Annotated in this window: 18 protein-coding genes; 15 read left to right on the plus strand and 3 right to left on the minus strand. The window is 39.9% G+C overall.

The genetic code is table 11. The features are described 5' to 3' along the window. Positions 1–44: 44 nt before the first annotated feature. Positions 45–671, minus strand: coding sequence for a transcriptional repressor LexA (lexA, locus tag QOW94_RS02960; RefSeq protein WP_283678666.1), 627 nt, complete (start codon positions 669–671; stop codon positions 45–47). A gap of 158 nt (positions 672–829) precedes the next feature. Between lexA and QOW94_RS02965 the strand changes: the two genes are divergently transcribed. Both QOW94_RS02965 and QOW94_RS02970 read left to right on the plus strand, forming a co-directional pair. Continuing rightward, the gene (locus tag QOW94_RS02965; protein WP_283678723.1) at positions 830–1,078 is read left to right on the plus strand and encodes a DUF896 domain-containing protein; all 249 of its coding nucleotides are present in this window, start codon (positions 830–832) and stop codon (positions 1,076–1,078) included. Between the two features lie 87 nt (positions 1,079–1,165). After that, positions 1,166–1,387, plus strand: coding sequence for a YneF family protein (locus tag QOW94_RS02970; RefSeq protein WP_283678667.1), 222 nt, complete (start codon positions 1,166–1,168; stop codon positions 1,385–1,387). Between the two features lie 17 nt (positions 1,388–1,404). Here the strand turns inward: QOW94_RS02970 and QOW94_RS02975 are convergent, their stop codons facing one another. Further along, on the minus strand, positions 1,405–2,034 hold the full coding sequence (locus QOW94_RS02975; RefSeq protein WP_283678668.1) for a lysophospholipid acyltransferase family protein: 630 nt from the start codon (positions 2,032–2,034) through the stop codon (positions 1,405–1,407). A gap of 80 nt (positions 2,035–2,114) precedes the next feature. On the opposite strand from QOW94_RS02975, the gene QOW94_RS02980 reads away from it, so the two are divergent. The 3 genes from QOW94_RS02980 (at position 2,115) to QOW94_RS02990 (ending at position 4,197) form a co-directional block, all read left to right on the plus strand. After that, positions 2,115–2,864 (plus strand): tRNA1(Val) (adenine(37)-N6)-methyltransferase, encoded by a 750-nt coding sequence (locus QOW94_RS02980; protein WP_283678669.1) that lies wholly within the window; start codon positions 2,115–2,117, stop codon positions 2,862–2,864. After that, complete coding sequence (locus tag QOW94_RS02985) at positions 2,848–3,114, plus strand: GIY-YIG nuclease family protein (protein ID WP_283678671.1); 267 nt, start codon at positions 2,848–2,850, stop codon at positions 3,112–3,114. The genes QOW94_RS02980 and QOW94_RS02985 overlap by 17 nt, the downstream gene beginning before the upstream one ends. 84 nt (positions 3,115–3,198) lie before the next feature. Next, positions 3,199–4,197, plus strand: a complete 999-nt coding sequence (locus QOW94_RS02990; protein WP_283678672.1) for a D-2-hydroxyacid dehydrogenase — start codon at positions 3,199–3,201, stop codon at positions 4,195–4,197. 42 nt (positions 4,198–4,239) lie between these two features. Here the strand turns inward: QOW94_RS02990 and QOW94_RS02995 are convergent, their stop codons facing one another. Then, positions 4,240–4,959: an HAD family hydrolase gene (locus QOW94_RS02995; protein ID WP_283678674.1), complete on the minus strand. Its 720-nt coding sequence runs from the start codon at positions 4,957–4,959 to the stop codon at positions 4,240–4,242. Between the two features lie 235 nt (positions 4,960–5,194). Here QOW94_RS02995 and rpsB point away from each other — a divergent pair, with 235 nt between their 5' ends. The 10 genes from rpsB to QOW94_RS03045 all read left to right on the plus strand — a co-directional run bounded on the left by rpsB (position 5,195) and on the right by QOW94_RS03045 (position 17,907). Then, positions 5,195–5,977, plus strand: a complete 783-nt coding sequence (gene rpsB / locus QOW94_RS03000; protein ID WP_283678676.1) for a 30S ribosomal protein S2 — start codon at positions 5,195–5,197, stop codon at positions 5,975–5,977. A 92-nt stretch (positions 5,978–6,069) separates the two neighbouring features. Further along, positions 6,070–6,945: a translation elongation factor Ts gene (tsf, locus tag QOW94_RS03005; protein ID WP_283678677.1), complete on the plus strand. Its 876-nt coding sequence runs from the start codon at positions 6,070–6,072 to the stop codon at positions 6,943–6,945. 153 nt (positions 6,946–7,098) lie between these two features. Beyond that, a complete protein-coding gene (pyrH, locus tag QOW94_RS03010; RefSeq protein ID WP_283678678.1) occupies positions 7,099–7,824 on the plus strand; it encodes a UMP kinase in 726 nt (241 codons plus the stop codon). Beyond that, positions 7,825–8,388, plus strand: coding sequence for a ribosome recycling factor (frr, locus tag QOW94_RS03015; protein WP_283678679.1), 564 nt, complete (start codon positions 7,825–7,827; stop codon positions 8,386–8,388). Positions 8,389–8,398: 10 nt separating this feature from the next. Continuing rightward, positions 8,399–8,857: a hypothetical protein gene (locus QOW94_RS03020; RefSeq protein WP_283678680.1), complete on the plus strand. Its 459-nt coding sequence runs from the start codon at positions 8,399–8,401 to the stop codon at positions 8,855–8,857. 60 nt (positions 8,858–8,917) lie between these two features. Next, the gene (gene uppS, locus QOW94_RS03025; RefSeq protein ID WP_283678681.1) at positions 8,918–9,682 is read left to right on the plus strand and encodes an undecaprenyl pyrophosphate synthase; all 765 of its coding nucleotides are present in this window, start codon (positions 8,918–8,920) and stop codon (positions 9,680–9,682) included. A gap of 11 nt (positions 9,683–9,693) precedes the next feature. Then, positions 9,694–10,482: a phosphatidate cytidylyltransferase gene (locus tag QOW94_RS03030; RefSeq protein ID WP_283678682.1), complete on the plus strand. Its 789-nt coding sequence runs from the start codon at positions 9,694–9,696 to the stop codon at positions 10,480–10,482. 19 nt (positions 10,483–10,501) lie between these two features. Beyond that, on the plus strand, positions 10,502–11,773 hold the full coding sequence (gene rseP / locus QOW94_RS03035; protein WP_283678683.1) for an RIP metalloprotease RseP: 1,272 nt from the start codon (positions 10,502–10,504) through the stop codon (positions 11,771–11,773). Positions 11,774–11,807: 34 nt separating this feature from the next. Next, the gene (locus QOW94_RS03040) at positions 11,808–13,520 is read left to right on the plus strand and encodes a proline--tRNA ligase (RefSeq protein ID WP_283678684.1); all 1,713 of its coding nucleotides are present in this window, start codon (positions 11,808–11,810) and stop codon (positions 13,518–13,520) included. 64 nt (positions 13,521–13,584) lie between these two features. Further along, positions 13,585–17,907, plus strand: a complete 4,323-nt coding sequence (locus tag QOW94_RS03045) for a PolC-type DNA polymerase III (protein ID WP_283678685.1) — start codon at positions 13,585–13,587, stop codon at positions 17,905–17,907. Positions 17,908–17,977: the final 70 nt, after the last annotated feature.

Genomic DNA, 17,977 nt, shown 5'->3' on the forward strand with positions numbered 1-17,977 from the left:
ATAGAAAAGAGGACTTAACCCAGAAATGGATTAAGTCCTTTAGCTTAATAAACTTCGTCACGGAAAAGACTGACGACTTTCCCAAGAATGCTGACTCTTGTTAAAATAATTGGAGCCATGGTATCATTCTCTGGTTGCAATCTGAAATGATCACTCTCTTTGAAAAATCGTTTACAAGTTGCCTCGTTTTCGTCGGTCATCGCAATGACGATATCGCCATTATCTGCAAACGATTGCTTTTTAACGACAACGTAATCACCGTTCAGAATTCCGGCGTTAATCATACTTTCTCCCCTAATTTGAAGCATGAATAACGGCTGATCTGAATTGGATAGTTGCGGTGGTAGTGGAAAATAGTCCGTTGCCTCTTCAACTGCAAGAATTGGTTCTCCAGCAGTAACCGTTCCAAGTACTGGAATTTGCTTTTGTTGGGGTTGAATCCCCAGAACATCCATTCCGGCACTAGTAACTTCGAGCGCTCTTGGCTTCGAAGGGTCCTTTACAAGATAACCTTTTTTCTCTAATCTAGAGATATGGCCGTGAACAGTTGAAGTTGACGACAAGTCAACGGCCTCTCCAATTTCACGAACAGTTGGTGGGTAACCGTGCTCATTTACTTTTTCCCATATGTAATGTAAAATCTCTATTTGCTTGCTTTGGGGAGTTTTCATAGTGGTGACACCTCATTGTTTTCTATTCTTTATAGTATTACTGTAGCATAAAGTGATATATCTTTCAAACACATGTTCGTATATGAACACGTAATAATCTAATGTTAAAAATGGAGGTAATTTTTGTGACTGCAAAAAAAGAAAATAAAGCTGAAGAAATTACTGATTCAGTGATGAAAGAAATCGTTCCACGAATCAATGAACTAGCTAAGAAGGCTAAGGAAGTTGGCCTCACTGAGGTTGAAAAAGTTGAACAATCCAAATTAAGAAAAAGGTATCTTGAAAGATTCAAGGAAAACTTTCGGAGTCAAATTGAGATGATGAAAGTCTATGATAAAGAGGGGCATGAAGTAACGCCGGGTAAGGTTAAAAAGATTCAACGGAAGAAAGGGCTTCGGGATGATTAATATTAATTCCGAATATTGTCTGAAACTGCTTTATATTTTTACGCTTTTTGTGTAGAATTATAACGATACGTAAAAGGAGGCCTGAAATTGGCAACTTGGATTTGGATTTTACTCATAATGGTAGCGCTTGTTGGTGGAATGTTTGGTGGTTTCTTTATTTCACGTAAATACATGGAAAAATATCTCAAGGACAATCCCCCAATCAACGAAGAGCAACTTCGTCAAATGATGTTTCAAATGGGACAAAAACCTTCACAAAAGAAATTAAACCAAATGATGAACTCAATGAAGAATCAATCTGGTAAATAAAAAAGTAGCCTTAACGGCTACTTTTTATTTTTGGAAACATCCACGTATTTGAAATTAGGATCAATTTCATCGTCCAATGCATTGAATGCATCTTGAAGTTTAGCTTCGAGTATCTTTTGCTCTTTATCAGTCAACTTGGTTTTTCTGTCGATATAGATGGGATCACCAAAAGCAATTGTGTATGGTTTTCTTGATAATAATTCACTAAACTTCAAGGGGCCTTGGTAAACAGTTGGAACTAATGGCTTACCAGATAATTGGGCAATGAAAGCTGCCCCAGCTTTCAGCTCAGAGGAATGTCGGGTGCCTGAAGGAAACATGATCAGAGACAAATCAGTCTTTCGAAGATTTTTAACGGGCGTCTTAATTGCGGATGGTCCAGGATTTTGGCGATCAACCGGAAAAGCGTAGGCGTGGTCTAAAATATACTTAAGAATTGGATTCTTAAACAGTTCCTTTTTTGCCATAAAGCTGAATTTCTTGGGGCTGGCAGCTAAGGCGTATAAAATGGGATCGTACCACGTACGGTGGGGACCAACGAGAATGTAGTTTCCCTTCGGTAAGCGTGATTTGTTGAGATAGTTTGAATGACCGTTGAATATGAATAGCAATCCGCGGACGATTACCCTTAAAAATGAGTAAAGCAAACTAAGTTCCTTCTTTCGTTTTTATTCTGATAAAATCATAGTACCACATTAATTATTTTGATTGTAACGGGAGTGCCATAATGAATAATATTTTAAAGGCTGGCGAAAGAATTGATCAGCTATACAGTAAAAGTATCCAGATAATTCAGAGCAAGGAGGTCTTTTCGTTTTCGCTAGATGCCGTTTTACTAGCTAATTTTGTTAGTACAATAAAAAAGACCCGCAATATTGTTGATCTATGCTCCGGTAATGGGGCAGTTGGGCTTTTCTTGACTGAGAAAACTGCTGCCCATATCACCGAGATAGAAATTCAACCCCGGCTTGCGGATATGGCTAAACGAAGTGTTGCCCTGAATCGGCTTGAGGAACAGGTTGATGTTATAAACGAAGATATTAAAAACACTTTTAAATACATTAGAAAAGATTCAGTGGATATCGTCTCTGTAAACCCACCTTACTTTTTAAACTATGACACTAGTGAAAAGAATCCCAATGAGTATTTAGCAATTGCAAGGCATGAAATATTAACGGATTTGGATCGGGTTTTAGAGGTTAGTGCAGGTCTGTTGAAGATGAATGGTAAGTTATTTATGGTGCACCGCCCTGACAGGCTAACTGATATTCTGTCTTCAATGCGCGCTCACCGAATTGAACCGAAACGGATTCAGTTTGTACGGCCAAAGCCTGGTAAGGATGCCAACATGGTTTTGGTGGAGGGAATAAAAGATGGTAGGCTGAACGGAGTGAAAATCCTTAATGATATTGTCGTCTATAATGGGAATGAGTATTCCGATGAAATCGAGATGATGCTGTATGGACACCGAAAATGAAAAATTCTTTATGTATGTGTTACTGTGCCAAGATGGCTCTCTATACACAGGATACACAAATGATGTAAAAAGAAGATTTGCAGCTCACTTATCTGGTAAGGGAGCTAGGTACACCAGAGCACATAAACCACAACGGATTTTATACCAAGAAGAATTTGATACTAAGCATGATGCCCTAAGCGCCGAATTTCATTTCAAACAGTTACCAAGGGCGAAGAAAATTCAGTACATTAGGTTGCATACTAAATGAAAGAATTAACAAAATAGGTGTGATGAGTTCGTAAATTTTATTCAAAGTGCTATAATAAAGGTATTCTGATTGGAGGTAATATTCGTGAAAATTGTTGCATACGGAATTCGTGATGACGAAAAGCCATATTTAGATAAGTGGAGTGAAGAGAACTCAAACGTTGAGGTTCAATCCACTGGGGATCTACTTGATGAAAGCACTGTTGAGCTCGCAAAGGGTGCAGATGGGGTTGTTACATATCAACAAAAACCATATACTGCTGAAGTTTTAGATAAACTTGGTAGTTTTGGTATTAAATTTCTTTCGCTTCGGAACGTTGGTGTCGATAATATTGATGCTGATGCTGCAAAGAGAAATGGTATTCAAGTGACAAATGTTCCTGCATACTCACCAGAAGCAATTGCCGAATTTACAGTAACTCAATTAATGAGGTTGCTAAGAAGAACTCCTACATTTGATAAGAAACAGTCACAAGGTGACCTTAGATGGGCTCCCGATATTGCTGAAGAACTTAACCAAATGACCGTTGGTGTTTTTGCCACTGGCCGAATTGGTCGAGCAGCAATGAAGATTTACCAAGGCTTTGGTGCTAAGGTAATTGCTTATGATGTCTTCCATAATCCTGAGTTGGAGAAACAAGGGATTTACGTTGAAACACCAGAGGAACTTTATGCCCAATCTGATGTTATTTCCCTTCATGCTCCAGCTACCAAAGAAAACGAGCACATGTTGAATGATGATGCATTTTCAAAGATGAAGGATGGCGTTTATATTTTAAACCCTGCCCGTGGAGCATTGATTGATACTGATGCACTTGTTAGAGCGCTTGATTCAGGCAAAGTTGCTGGTGCTGCCCTCGATGTTTATGAAGATGAAGTTGGTATTTTCAATACTGATTTTGGTAGCTTTGACAAGATTCCTGATGAAAGATTAAAGGGATTGATGAAACGTGATAATGTTCTGGTAAGTCCACACATCGCTTTTTATACCAAGAGAGCCGTTAGAAACATGGTTTACTTTGCAATGGACGCTAATAAGTCTTTGATTGAAACTGGGAAATCAGATAAATTAGTAGAACTATAAAAGTATACAAAAAAAGCTTTGATTCGTTTGAATCAAGGCTTTTTAGTTTACCTGAGCTGCCAGATCAATCAACAGTTCTTGTAATTCATCGATATTAGCAACCGTTTGGTCTGGAATGTAATTTGGGTCGGTAATGTTGCCGTTGAATGGGTTGTACCAGACGGCTTGCCACCCAGCTTTTTTTGCGGGAATAATATCTTGATGGTACGAGCTACCTACGTAAAGCATTTCGTTTCCGCGTAAATCGAATTTTCGATTCATCAATGTAAATATTAATGGATCAGGTTTGTCAGCTTTTGCTTCTTCTGACGTAATTATCTGCTCTCTATCTATCCAATGATGAAGTTTCAGTTTCATTATTTTTGAGAGTTGTTCTTTAGTCTTTCCATTTGTGATGATACCCAGCTTGAATTTTGAAACCAGTTCATTGAAAATTGTGGTTAGTCCCTCGGCTAGTTGAATGTTTTCTCTTTTTTCGGCGAATAACTGGTCAAATTTTGCGGCTGACTCTTCAGTCAAGCCGTTTAATTCGAATTCTTGGAATGTGGTTTGCAGGGCTCCATAGCTCAGATCAGAGATAGATAATTGATGATTGTCATTATTTGACATGGCATCATGCATTTGATTTTGATAAAATTGGTAGATGTTTTTCTTGATATCATCTTCAATATCGAAGTCAAATGCTGTGTTGAACGCATCGATAAACGATGGTTGTTGATTATATAGTGTGTCGTCAACGTCAAAAACGATGGCTTTTATCATTAACACAGCCTCCTTGTACAAGCTAGGATTATAGCACGAGTTGGTGAATTTTAAAAATTTTGCCCAATTTAAACGATAAAATCTAATTTATTTCTTGATTATGTTGGTGATATTGGATATACTTTGAAAGGTGTTTTAAATACACACCTACATGGATGGATTGGTGGTGCCCATTCGGGTTTCCAATTCAATTGAAGTGTGGGGAGGAAAAAAACTATTTTATGGAGGCTATATCATGGCTGTAATTTCTATGAAGCAACTTTTAGAGGCCGGTGTTCATTTCGGTCACCAAACTCGTCGTTGGAACCCAAAGATGAAGGAATATATCTTTACTGAACGTAACGGTATCTACATCATCGATTTGCAAAAGACTGTTAAGTTGATTGACACTGCTTACAACTTCGTTAAGGACGAAGCATCAAAGGGTGCTGTTGTACTTTTCGTTGGTACTAAGAAGCAAGCTCAAGAAGCAATTGCTGAAGAAGCAACTAGAGCTGGTCAATACTACGTTAACAATCGTTGGCTTGGTGGTACTTTAACTAACTGGGATACTATCCAAACTCGTGTTAAGAGATTAAAGGATCTTAAGAAGATGGCTACCGATGGTACATTCGAACGTCTTCCAAAGAAGGAAGTTTCACTTCTTAACAAGCAACAAGAAAAGCTTGAAAGATTCCTTGGTGGTATCGAAGATATGCCAAAGATTCCTGATGTTATGTTTATCGTTGACCCTCGTAAAGAGCAAATTGCTGTTCACGAAGCTCAAAAGCTTAACATTCCAATCGTAGCTATGGTTGATACTAACACAGATCCAGATGACATTGATGTTATTATTCCATCAAACGATGATGCCATCAGAGCCGTTCGCTTGATTACTTCAAAGATGGCTGATGCCGTTATCGAAGGCAACCAAGGTGAGGATGATGTTGATGAAAACACATTCTCAGACGACAAAAAAGACGAATCAATTGAACAAATCGCTAATGATGTTGAAAACAGTAGCGATGACAACAAGTAATTAAAGTAACGTACTTTGGCTGACTCAATGACTTTGGACCAATTTGGCCTTAGCAGGGTCAGCTTTTTATTTGATAAAGGAGGCCAATCATAATGGCAAAAATTACTGCTTCTCAAGTTAAAGAATTACGTGAAAAAACAGGCGTTGGTATGATGGACGCCAAGAAGGCACTTGTAGCAACTGAAGGTGACTTTGACAAGGCAATCGAATTTCTTCGTGAAAAGGGAATTGCTAAAGCCGAAAAGAAGAGCGACCGTGTTGCTGCCAACGGTTTAGCAAACGTTGCTGTTCATGATAACACTGCTGCAATCGTTGAAATTAACTCAGAAACTGATTTCGTTGCAACTAGTGATCCTTTCAAGGATTTAGTAACTAAGGTTTCAGATGCTATTGCATTGGAAAAGCCAGCTTCTGTTGACGACGCTTTGAAGTTAAGTACAGAAAAGGGTACCATCAACGATTCACTTATTGAAACTACCCAAGTAACTGGTGAAAAGGTTACGCTTCGTCGCTTTGAAGTAATCGATAAGAGTGATTATGAAGTGTTTGGTGCTTATCTTCATAATGGTGGTTTAATTTCTGCACTTGTATTATTAAAGGGTGGAGACGAAGAGACTGCTAAGCACATCGCAATGCACGTTGCTGCTACTAACCCAGAATACTTGAATAAAGATGAAGTTCCAGCAGACCGTCTTGAACACGAAAAGAAGGTTCTTACTGAAGAAGCACTTAACGAAGGTAAGCCTGAAAAAATCGTTGAAAAGATGGTTGAAGGTCGGCTTCACAAGTTCTTGGCTGAAATTTGCCTTGAAGATCAAGAATTTGTTATGGATCCAGACCAAACTGTTGCTCAATACGCAGCTTCAAAGAACGCAACAATCGCAAAGTTTGTTCGTTATGAAGTTGGTGAAGGTATCGAAAAGAAAGAACAAAGCTTCGAGGATGAAGTTCGTTCACAACTTAAGTAATAAAAAGATAAGCGTTGATTTCAACGCTTTTTTTTTACCCAAAAATAAAAGCTAAGAATTGTTGAAATCTTCAAGAATGTAACGGAAATATTGTTGTATGCTTAATTATTATGATAGAATTGTAGAGAAGATTAACTAGTGGGAGGCACTTTGATGTCTGAACTTAAATACAAAAGAATTGTACTAAAATTAAGTGGTGAGGCTTTAGCCGGGAAAAAAGGCTTTGGAATTAACCCACCAGTGATAAAAGATGTTGCTTCAGAAATAAAGGACATCTATGACTTAGGGATCCAAATTGGAATTGTAGTCGGCGGTGGAAACATGTGGCGTGGAGAAGCTGGCGCCGAGATGGGCATGGAAAGAGCCCAGGCTGACTATATTGGTATGCTTGGTACCATCATGAATGCTTTAGCACTTCAAGATAACTTGGAATCACTCGGTGTTCCGACAAGGGTTCAAACGTCAATCGAAATGCGACAAATCGCTGAACCATACATTCGACGAAAGGCAGTCAGACATCTCGAAAAGAAACGGGTAGTAATCTTTGCTGGTGGTACTGGTAACCCGTACTTCTCAACTGATACTACCGCGGCATTACGAGCTGCTGAAATCAATGCAGATGCAATTTTAATGGCTAAGAATGGTGTAGACGGAATCTATTCTGCGGATCCTAGAACCCATGATGATGCAGTTAAATTTGATTCATTAACATACATGGATATTATTAGTAAGGGGCTTAAGGTTATGGATTCGACTGCTAGTTCATTATCAATGGATAATGATATTCCGTTGGTTGTCTTTAATCTAAACGAACCGGGTAATATTCGTAAAGTTGTTACTGGAGAAAATATTGGAACGACTGTGGAGGAGAAAAAATAGATGGCAGATTCGAAATCAATTTTTGAAGAAGCAAAAACTAAAATGAAGAAGGCTCACCAAGTACTTGAAAGAGAACTTGGTAGCATTAGGGCAGGCCGAGCAAATGCCAGTTTGCTTAATGGAGTCATGGTTGAATATTATGGAGCTCAAACTCCACTTAACCAAATTGCCGCAATCACTGTCCCCGAGGCACGGGTAATTTTGATTACCCCCTATGACAAAACTGCACTTGAGGATATTGAAAAGGGAATTTATGAGGCTGATTTGGGAATTAGCCCAGCAAATGATGGGACTTCAATCAGATTAGCAGTTCCCGCATTAACTGAAGAACGCCGAAAAGAAATTGCAAAGCAAGTTAAGGCAACTGGTGAGAAAAGTAAGGTTGCTATTAGAAATGTTCGGCGTGAGGCTATGGATGCCCTTAAAAAAAGCAACAAAGCTGAAGAAATTACCGATGATGAATTACACAGCAACGAAGATAAAACCCAAGAAATTACTGATAAAGCAATTAAAGTGGTTGATGATTTAGTTGCAGCTAAAGAAAAAGAAGTTGTATCTGGATAGGAGATAAACAATGGCTGACGATAATAATGAAATTGAAGTAGTACCAGGAACTAAAGATTTTGAGCACATGCTTTATAAGCTTGACATGCCTGTTAAAGAAGGTGGCCTAGGAGTCCTTAACTACAATGGTGGCGAATTACAACCAGTTCAAGATGGCTTGTACGCAATGCCGGCATATGTTGATGATGACTTTAACCTGTTTTTTATTGTTTCTCAATTAGTTGAGGATGATTGGGTTATGGCATTCTCCCAGGCAACAATCGAAAATGGAAATGAAATTACGGAACTTTCTGATCCAATTACGACAGGTAAGGGCTTAAACATGTTGGGAGAAGTTAGTCCTGAGGACGCAAACCAACTCCTTAAGTATTTCAATACTTTATCTGATACTGGTCGCGGTGAATGGAGAATGGTTGACGATCCTGAGGATGGTAGCGAACCTACTGATGGCTCTGATTCAAACGAATAGCTTCAGGTTAGGATGAGAGATAACCTCATCCTTTATTTTTGCATTCAAGAAGGAGATTCTATGGCAGATAAAGAAGCGACATCAATAATTGAATTAGAACCTAATAATATTCCCAATCACATTGCTATTATCATGGATGGTAATGGTAGGTGGGCTCAACATAGAGGATTGCCTCGTGTTGCTGGTCATAAGGAGGGAATGCAAACGGTCAAGAAGGTAGCGATTGCTGCTAGTGATCTTGGCGTTAAGGTTCTAACCCTTTATGCTTTTTCTACTGAAAACTGGAAGCGACCAAAGGACGAAGTCGGTTTTCTGATGAAGTTACCTGTCACTTTTTTTAATACTTTTGTTCCTGATTTAGTCAAAAATAACGTCAAAGTTCAAGTTATTGGCGATGTTGACGAACTACCAAAGGCAACTCAAAAGGCAGTTATGGATGCCAAGAAGCGAACTGAAGATTGTACAGGGATGGTTCTTAACTTTGCGCTAAATTACGGCTCACGTTTAGAAATCACCGAAACCGTGAAGACCATTGCTAAGCAAGTATCTTCGGGTATAATAAAAACTGATGATATTGATGAACAATTCATTTCAAAGTCTTTGTTAACTGGTTTTCTAGGAAAATATGCTGATCCGGATTTGGTGATTCGAACAAGTGGTGAAGAGAGAATATCTAATTTTCTGTTGTGGCAGGTTGCTTACAGTGAATTTGTTTTTACGGATACACTTTGGCCAGACTTTGACAAGAATACTTTGGTTGAAATGGTTCATGAGTACCAGACTAGGAATCGTCGGTTTGGTGGCTTGAATAAGACGAATAAGTAGGAGAGATAGTTTTGAAACAAAGAGTAATAACTGCGGTAATCGCATTGATCATCTTTATCCCAATTTTGATATTAGGTGGAGTCTATGTGGATGTTGCCGCGCTGTTCTTAGGGATCGTTGCGATATCTGAAATACTCGTGATGAAAAAGAAACTACTGATTTCACCGGAAGCAATCATCTCTTACATCGGGACATCAGTGTTAATATTGCCAAAGTTTTGGCAATCGTTTTTGCCAGCGTCAATAAGTACTCATTTCTTATTCTTCCTTGCAGTAATTGCGTTGCTGGTGCTGACTGTCTTAACAAAAAACATTTTTACTTTTGACGATGTTGGGACGTTGACTTTAGGCATGATGTACATCGGCTTTGGATTTAATTATTTTATTGATGCCAGAGCTGAGGGCCTTCAAGTCTTGCTATTTGCTTTATTTATCGTGTGGATTACTGATAGTGGAGCTTATATTTTTGGTCGACAGTTCGGAAAACACAAATTAGCACCTCACGTTAGCCCAAATAAAACGATTGAAGGATCAGTTCTTGGTACGGTCAGTGCTATCGTACTAGTTTCTATTTTTGTTAATTTTTACCCAGTTTCGGACCATTCGCTGGTAACGATGGTGCCAATTATTGCTTTTCTATCAATCGCTGGTCAGTTTGGTGATTTGATTGAGTCGGCATTAAAACGGTATTTTGGGGTTAAAGATTCCGGTAGGATTTTACCAGGTCACGGTGGAATTCTTGATCGGTTTGATAGCTTGCTTTTAGTACTACCGATGTTACACTTAGTCGGCATTATTTAATTTAGGAGGACAAACTCGTTTGATAACTACAATAATCGTGTTTATTATCGTCTTCGGGATTATCGTCATCTCCCATGAATTTGGCCATTACTATATGGCGAAGAAGTCTGGGATTATGGTTCGCGAGTTTTCCGTTGGGATGGGCCCAAAGCTTGTGTATTATCGTAAGAATAATACCACCTTTACCTTGAGGCTACTTCCGCTTGGTGGTTATGTTCGGATGGCCGGTGATGCCGATGAAGATGATGAAATTAAACCAGGAACTCCGGTTTCAGTCCAAATTGGATCAGATAATAAGATAACGTCAATAAATACTAGTAATAAGCATCAATTATTTAATGGAATTCCAGTCACAGTTGTCAAAGCTGACTTGGTTGACAAACTGTTTATTGATGGCTATGAGAATGGTGATGAGTCTGAACTTAAACACTACGTTGTTGACCATGATGCAACTATCGTCGAAAATGACGGCACTGAAGTTCAAATCGCCCCTAGAGATGTTCAGTTTCAATCCGCAAAATTACCTAATCGGATGTTGACCAACGTTGCTGGTGTATTCAATAACTTTATCTTAGCTATCATCGTCTATACGATTTTGGCATTTGTTCAGGGTGGCGTTGCCATGACTAATAACCAGGTTACGGTTCTTCCTAGCAATTCCGTTGCCCGGGATGCAGGAATAAAGAGCGGTGACAAAATCCTTTCCGTTGATGGTACCAAGACCCCGGACTGGAATACATTGGCTATGGAGCTACAAGCAAAACCAGATAAAAAAATAAACGTCAAAGTCGATAGAAACAGTCAACAGAAGACGTTTACTTTTAAGACAAAATCTCAAAAGTCTAATGGTAAGAAGGTTGGTTTGATTGGGATTTCTCAGGGAATCGACCGTTCGTTTACTGGTAAGTTATTTGGCGGGGTCACAACCACTTTATCGACAGCTAAGACGTTGTTAGCTGCGCTTTGGAGTATGGTTACTGGTCACTTTAGCCTCAATGATCTTGGTGGCCCAGTTGCAATTTTTGCCACAACTTCGCAGGCAACCAAATTTGGGGTTGACGGCGTGCTTAGATTCTTGGCGTTCTTATCACTAAACCTGGCAATTATCAATTTGATTCCAATTCCAGGTTTGGATGGTGGTAAGCTATTGCTTAATATTATCGAAGCAATCAGAAAGAAACCGGTTTCTGAGCAAACCGAGACAGTAATAACCCTGATTGGGTTTGGGTTCTTGATGTTATTAATGATTTTAGTTACCTGGAATGATATTTCCAGATACTTTTTACATTGATGAAAAATATAGTTTCTAAGGAGAAGTTATAAAAATGAAGCAATCTGAAATGTTAATTCCTACGCTTAAGGAAACCCCTAGTGGCGCTGAAGCAATTAGTCACCAAATGTTACTTAGAGCAGGTTTCATTAGGCAGGTATCTGCTGGGATGTATGCATACCTACCATTGGCTTACCGGGTTATCTTGAATATTGAAAAAATCGTCCGAGAAGAGATGAACCGGACTGGTTCTAATGAAATGTTAGTTCCTGGAGTATTGCCAGCTGATTTATGGCGAGAGTCTGGCCGGTACGAAACATACGGCCCAGAGTTGTTTAAATTTAAAAATCGGCATGATACTGACTTTATTTTGGGACCAACTCACGAAGAAACGTTTACTCAATTGCTTCGAGACTCCGTGAAGTCATACAAACAATTGCCACTTAGTGTCTACCAGATTCAGCCTAAGTACCGTGATGAGGATCGGCCACGTTATGGGTTGTTGAGAAGTCGGGAATTTATCATGAAAGATGCTTATTCTTTTGCGGCCAATGAAGATGATCTTGATGTGGCTTATCGAAAGATGGAGAAGGCATACATCGAAATCTTCAACCGAATTGGTTTGAAATACCGAGTGATCATTGGCGATGGAGGAGCCATGGGGGGGTCTGATTCAAAGGAGTTCTCTGCTATGGCTCCTGTTGGTGAGGATACAATCGTTTATTCAAATGATAGTGACTATTCAGCTAACCTTGAAATGGCGAAATCAAAAGTTTCTGATCAACCATCACACGCAGCTGAGGAAGAATTGGCGAAGGTTGAAACCCCAGGCGTAAAAACAATTGATGAAGTTGCTGACTTCCTAAAGGTAGATTCAAAGCAAACTGTTAAGTCAATGTTGTACATTGCGGATGAAAAACCAGTGTTGGTTCTTGTTCGTGGTGATTACGATGTTAATGATGTTAAGGTTAAAAATTATCTAAAAGCTGATTTCTTAGACTTAGCTACAGAAGAACAGGCCGAAAAATACCTTGGAGCAGATTTTGGCTCATTAGGTCCCGTTGGATTGCCAGAAGACATTACGATTTTGGCAGATCAGCGCATTCCACTGATGAAAAACTTTGTTACTGGAGCTAATGAAAATGGTTACCATTTAACAAATGTCAATATTGACCGCGATTTCAAAGCAACTGATGTTGATGATTTTGTCTTTGTTAAGGAAGGCGAAACATCACCAGATGGTCGTGGAGTTCTCAAGTTTACTCGGGGAATTGAAATTGCTCATATTTTCAAGTTAGGAACCAGATACTCAAAGGCACTTAACGCCACTGTTCTAGACGAAAACGGTCGGGCAGTTCCAATGATTATGGGCTCATATGGTATCGGAATTAGTCGATTGCTGTCAGCAATTTCAGAACAGAACGCAGATGAGAATGGTTTGGTTTGGCCTAAGGCAATTGCGCCATTTACTGTTCACGTAATTCCAGTAAATGTGAAAAATGATGCTCAGCGTGAACTAGCTGAAAAAATTGAATCCCAATTAACAGATGCTGGTTACGAGGTATTAGTTGATGACCGGAAGGAAAGAGCTGGGGTAAAGTTTGCTGACTCAGACCTTCTAGGAATTCCAATTCGGGTAACCGTTGGTAAGAAGGCAGAGGATGGAATCGTCGAAGTTAAAATTCGGAAGAACGGCGAGACCATGGAAACAAAGGTTGAAGAATTACCAGATTCGGTTAAAATTTTACTTAACAACCTTGAAGATTAGTTATTAGGAAGAACTGGGTTGCTCCCGGTTCTTTTGTTTTTTATTTTGAGTGGAGGAATTAATTGTGGGTCTTGACCGAAGAGAAATGTTCATAAAGTTACTCGAACAATTGAACTGGCATGAAAAGAAAGATGACCCGTTATTCTTAGATGCCCAATTGGACCAGTTAGAAGTCCATAAAGTTAGCAAACGGTGGCAGTTTGATATTTCGATGAATACTATTTTGCCATTTGAGGATTTTAAAGAATTTAACGAGCGATTAAATAAGGCATTTAATGATATTGCTGATGTTTCTTTGCAAATTAAAGCAGCGGATAGCTCATTTGACCAAAAACTGCTTCAAGAATATTGGCCATGGGTCGTTCAAAATAGTGGGATTACTTCACCCATTTTGAATGAACTGTGTGAAAATCGAAATCTAGTTCTGGATCAAGATGGAAAAGTACAGTTTGAAGCGGCTAATGAAATCGTCAGCGATTTTTTGAAAAATACCGCCTTAGGACCAATTGAGGAACGGTTTAGGAAGGCTGGGTTCCCTAATTTTTCAATCCACATTTTTGTCGATGAGTCAGCTTCACAGAAGGATATTGAGGCCCTTCAGAAGCGTAATGAACAAAATAATGTTGAATTAGTCAAAAAGGCTAATGAGGCAATCAAAAGTGGCGCCAAAAAGCCTAAGCATAATTCTGCTGGTGGCTCCCAGATGATGATTGGTCGTAAAATCAAGCCTGATCTTCCAGTAACTCAGATGGTGGAGATTGAGGATGAAGAACGGTCAGTAGTAGTTGAAGGGTATGTATTTGAAAAAGAAATACGGGCGCTTCGATCTGGTCGAAAGTTGTTAATGTTAAAAATCACTGATTATACTTCGTCGCTATCAGTTAAAAAGTTTTCTAACAAGAATGAAGATGAATTATTCGAAGAAATCAATGAAGGCGATTGGGTTAAAATTCGGGGTAGTGTTCAGGAAGATAATTACAGTCACGAACTAACGCTGAATGCTAACGACATCAATGAAATTAAAAAGACTCAGCGTCAGGATCAAGCTCCAGAAGGTAAGAAGCGCGTTGAACTTCACCTGCATACGACAATGAGTCAAATGGATGCCACTAATAACATTTCGGATTTTGCCGGTCGGGCTAAATACTGGGGTCACACTGCCATGGCCATTACTGACCATGCCGGGGTTCAAGGATTTCCCGATGCATTTCATGCAGGCGAAAAGAATGATTTAAAGATGTTATACGGGGTAGAAATTAACCTTGTAGATGATGGGGTCCCAATTGGTTATAACGATGCCCATGTTCCGCTCAAAGATTCCACGTACGTAATTTTCGATGTTGAAACAACTGGGTTGTCAGCTATCTACGACAAAGTAATTGAACTTTCCGCCGTGAAGATGGAAGGGGCAAACGTCATTGATCAGTTTGAGGAGTTTATTGACCCGGGATTTCATCTGTCAGATCAGACAACTAATTTAACATCTATCACTGATGACATGGTTCACGGTTCTAAGTCGGAAGAAGAAGTATTCAAACTATTTAGAGAATTCTGTGGTGATGCGATCATCGTTGGTCATAACGTTACCTTCGATGTTGGTTTTATGAACACTGGTTATAAGCGTCACGGCATGCCGGAGATTCCTAATCCTATTATTGATACGTTAACGTTGGCAAGGTTCCTATATCCCCATTTAAAAGGGTACAGATTGAATACCTTGGCTAAGAAGTTTGATGTTAGTTTGGAGCACCATCACCGGGCTGTTTATGATGCTGAAACTACCGGTCATTTGAACTATATCTTTTTAAAGGACGCTGAAGACCGGTACGGAATCCAGTTCCATGATCAACTAAATGATCATATGAGTGAAAATGATGCTTATAAACATGCTCGACCTTCCCACGCAATATTGTTAGCTCAAACTCAGGCGGGATTAAAGAATCTGTTTAAAATCGTTTCGATGTCTAACGTAGAGTACTTTTACCGGGTGCCTCGGGTTCCAAGAACGCTGCTAGAAAAGTATCGTGAGGGAATTCTCGTTGGTACCGCTTGTTCGTCGGGTGAAGTGTTCACTGCGATGATGCAAAAAGGTGAGGAAGAAGCCAGAAAAAAGGCTAAATTCTATGATTACATTGAAGTTCAGCCAAAGCGGGTTTACGCACCGTTAATACAGAGTGGTTTAATTGCAAACAATGCCAAGCTAGAAGAGATTATTGGTAATATGGTCAAACTTGGAGATGAGTTGGACAAGCTGGTCGTTGCAACCGGGGATGTTCATTACCTTGATAAGCATGACTATATTTACCGCAAAATTTTGATTAATTCCCAGGGTGGTGCAAATCCCCTTAATCGGCAAGAATTACCAGATCAGCATTTCTTGACCACTGACGAGATGCTTGAAGAGTTTTCATTTTTAGGTGAAGAAAAAGCTGAAGAAATCGTGGTCACGAACACCAACAAGATTGCTGATGAAATCGATGACGTCCATCCGCTAAAGGATAAGCTGTATACTCCTCGGATGGAGGGGGCTGAAGACGAAATTAAGAAACGGACGATGGATACCGCTCACGCGATGTATGGTAATCCATTACCAGAAATCGTGGATAAGCGACTTGAAAAGGAACTGAAGAGTATTATCGGAAATGGATTCTCAGTTATTTATCTGATTGCCCAACGGCTAGTGCACAAAAGTAATAAGGATGGGTATTTGGTAGGTTCTCGGGGTTCCGTTGGTTCTAGTTTAGTTGCTACTTTAACGGGAATTACTGAGGTTAATCCTCTACCTCCTCACTATCGTTGCCCTAAGTGTCAACATACTGAGTTCTTTACTAAGGGTGAATATAGTTCCGGTTATGACTTGCCTGAAAAAGAATGTCCAGAATGTGGTACAAAAATGATTGGTGATGGTCATGATATTCCGTTTGAAACGTTCTTAGGGTTCACAGGGAACAAGGTTCCTGATATTGATTTGAACTTCTCTGGTGACTATCAGCCAATCGCTCATAACTACACCAAGGTGTTGTTTGGGGAGAATAACGTGTTCCGGGCCGGGACGATTGGAACTGTGGCTGACAAGACAGCTTACGGGTACGTAAAGGCTTACGAACGGGATACTGGCAAAGTATTCCGAGGAGCTGAAGAGGATAGACTATCAAAAGGTGCCACCGGAGTTAAGCGAACAACTGGCCAACATCCGGCCGGAATTATCGTTGTCCCGGATTATATGGATATTTACGACTTTACGCCGATTCAGTATCCAGCAGATGACCAAAGCGCTGCTTGGCAAACTACCCACTTCGATTTCCATTCGATCCATGATAATATTTTGAAAATTGATATTTTGGGCCATGATGATCCAACGATGATCCGGATGCTCCAAGATTTATCAGGAATTGAGCCTAAGTCGATCCCAATGGATGATCCAGGGGTTATGTCGATTTTTTCAAGCCCAGAAGTCCTTGGGGTAACTGAGGAACAAATTCAATCAAAGACTGGGACTCTTGGAGTACCTGAGTTTGGAACTAGGTTTGTTCGAGGGATGCTTGAGCAAACCCACCCCAAGAATTATTCTGAGTTATTGCAGATTTCAGGGCTTTCTCACGGAACGGATGTGTGGATCGGTAATGCTGATGAATTGATCAAAAACGGTACCGCGACAATCGCCAATGTTATTGGTTGTCGGGATAACATCATGACCGACCTTATTCACTGGGGCCTCGACTCAGAACTATCATTCCAAATTATGGAACATGTTCGAAAGGGTCGGGGGATTCCAGACGATTGGCAGAAGCAGATGAGGGAAGCTAAAATTCCTGAGTGGTACATTGACTCTTGCTTAAAAATCAAGTACATGTTCCCACGTGCCCATGCGGCTGCTTATATTTTGATGGCGCTGAGAATCGCCTACTTCAAAGTGTATTATCCAATGGTATACTATGCTGCCTACTTCTCGGTTAGGGCTGATGACTTTGACATCGTTTCGATGTGTCGAGGCAAGGACTCTGTGAAAAACGCGATGAAGGAAATTAATGATAAGGGAATGGATGCATCAACCAAAGAGAAAAACCTGTTGACGGTTCTCGAGCTTGCTAACGAAATGTTGGAACGGGGATTTAACTTCAAGATGGTTGACCTTAACAAGTCGGATGCTTCTCAATGGCTGATTGATGGTGACAGCTTAATTGCTCCGTTTGATGCTGTTCCTGGCCTTGGGCTTAACGTTGCTAAGCAAATCGTTGCTGCGCGGGAAGACCGGCCGTTTATCTCAAAAGAAGATCTTTCCAAACGTGGTAAGGTTTCAAAGACATTGATTGATTTCATGACTGAAAATGGGGTTCTCGAGGGACTTCCTGATGAGAATCAACTAAGTTTGTTCGACATGATGTAAACAAATTTGAATAAGTTGCTGGTGTATGATACACTAGTCTTATCTAATAACTACGAAAAGGAGTGAGCAG

Source organism: Lentilactobacillus sp. Marseille-Q4993, from assembly GCF_951230165.1.
Classification (GTDB): domain Bacteria; phylum Bacillota; class Bacilli; order Lactobacillales; family Lactobacillaceae; genus Lentilactobacillus.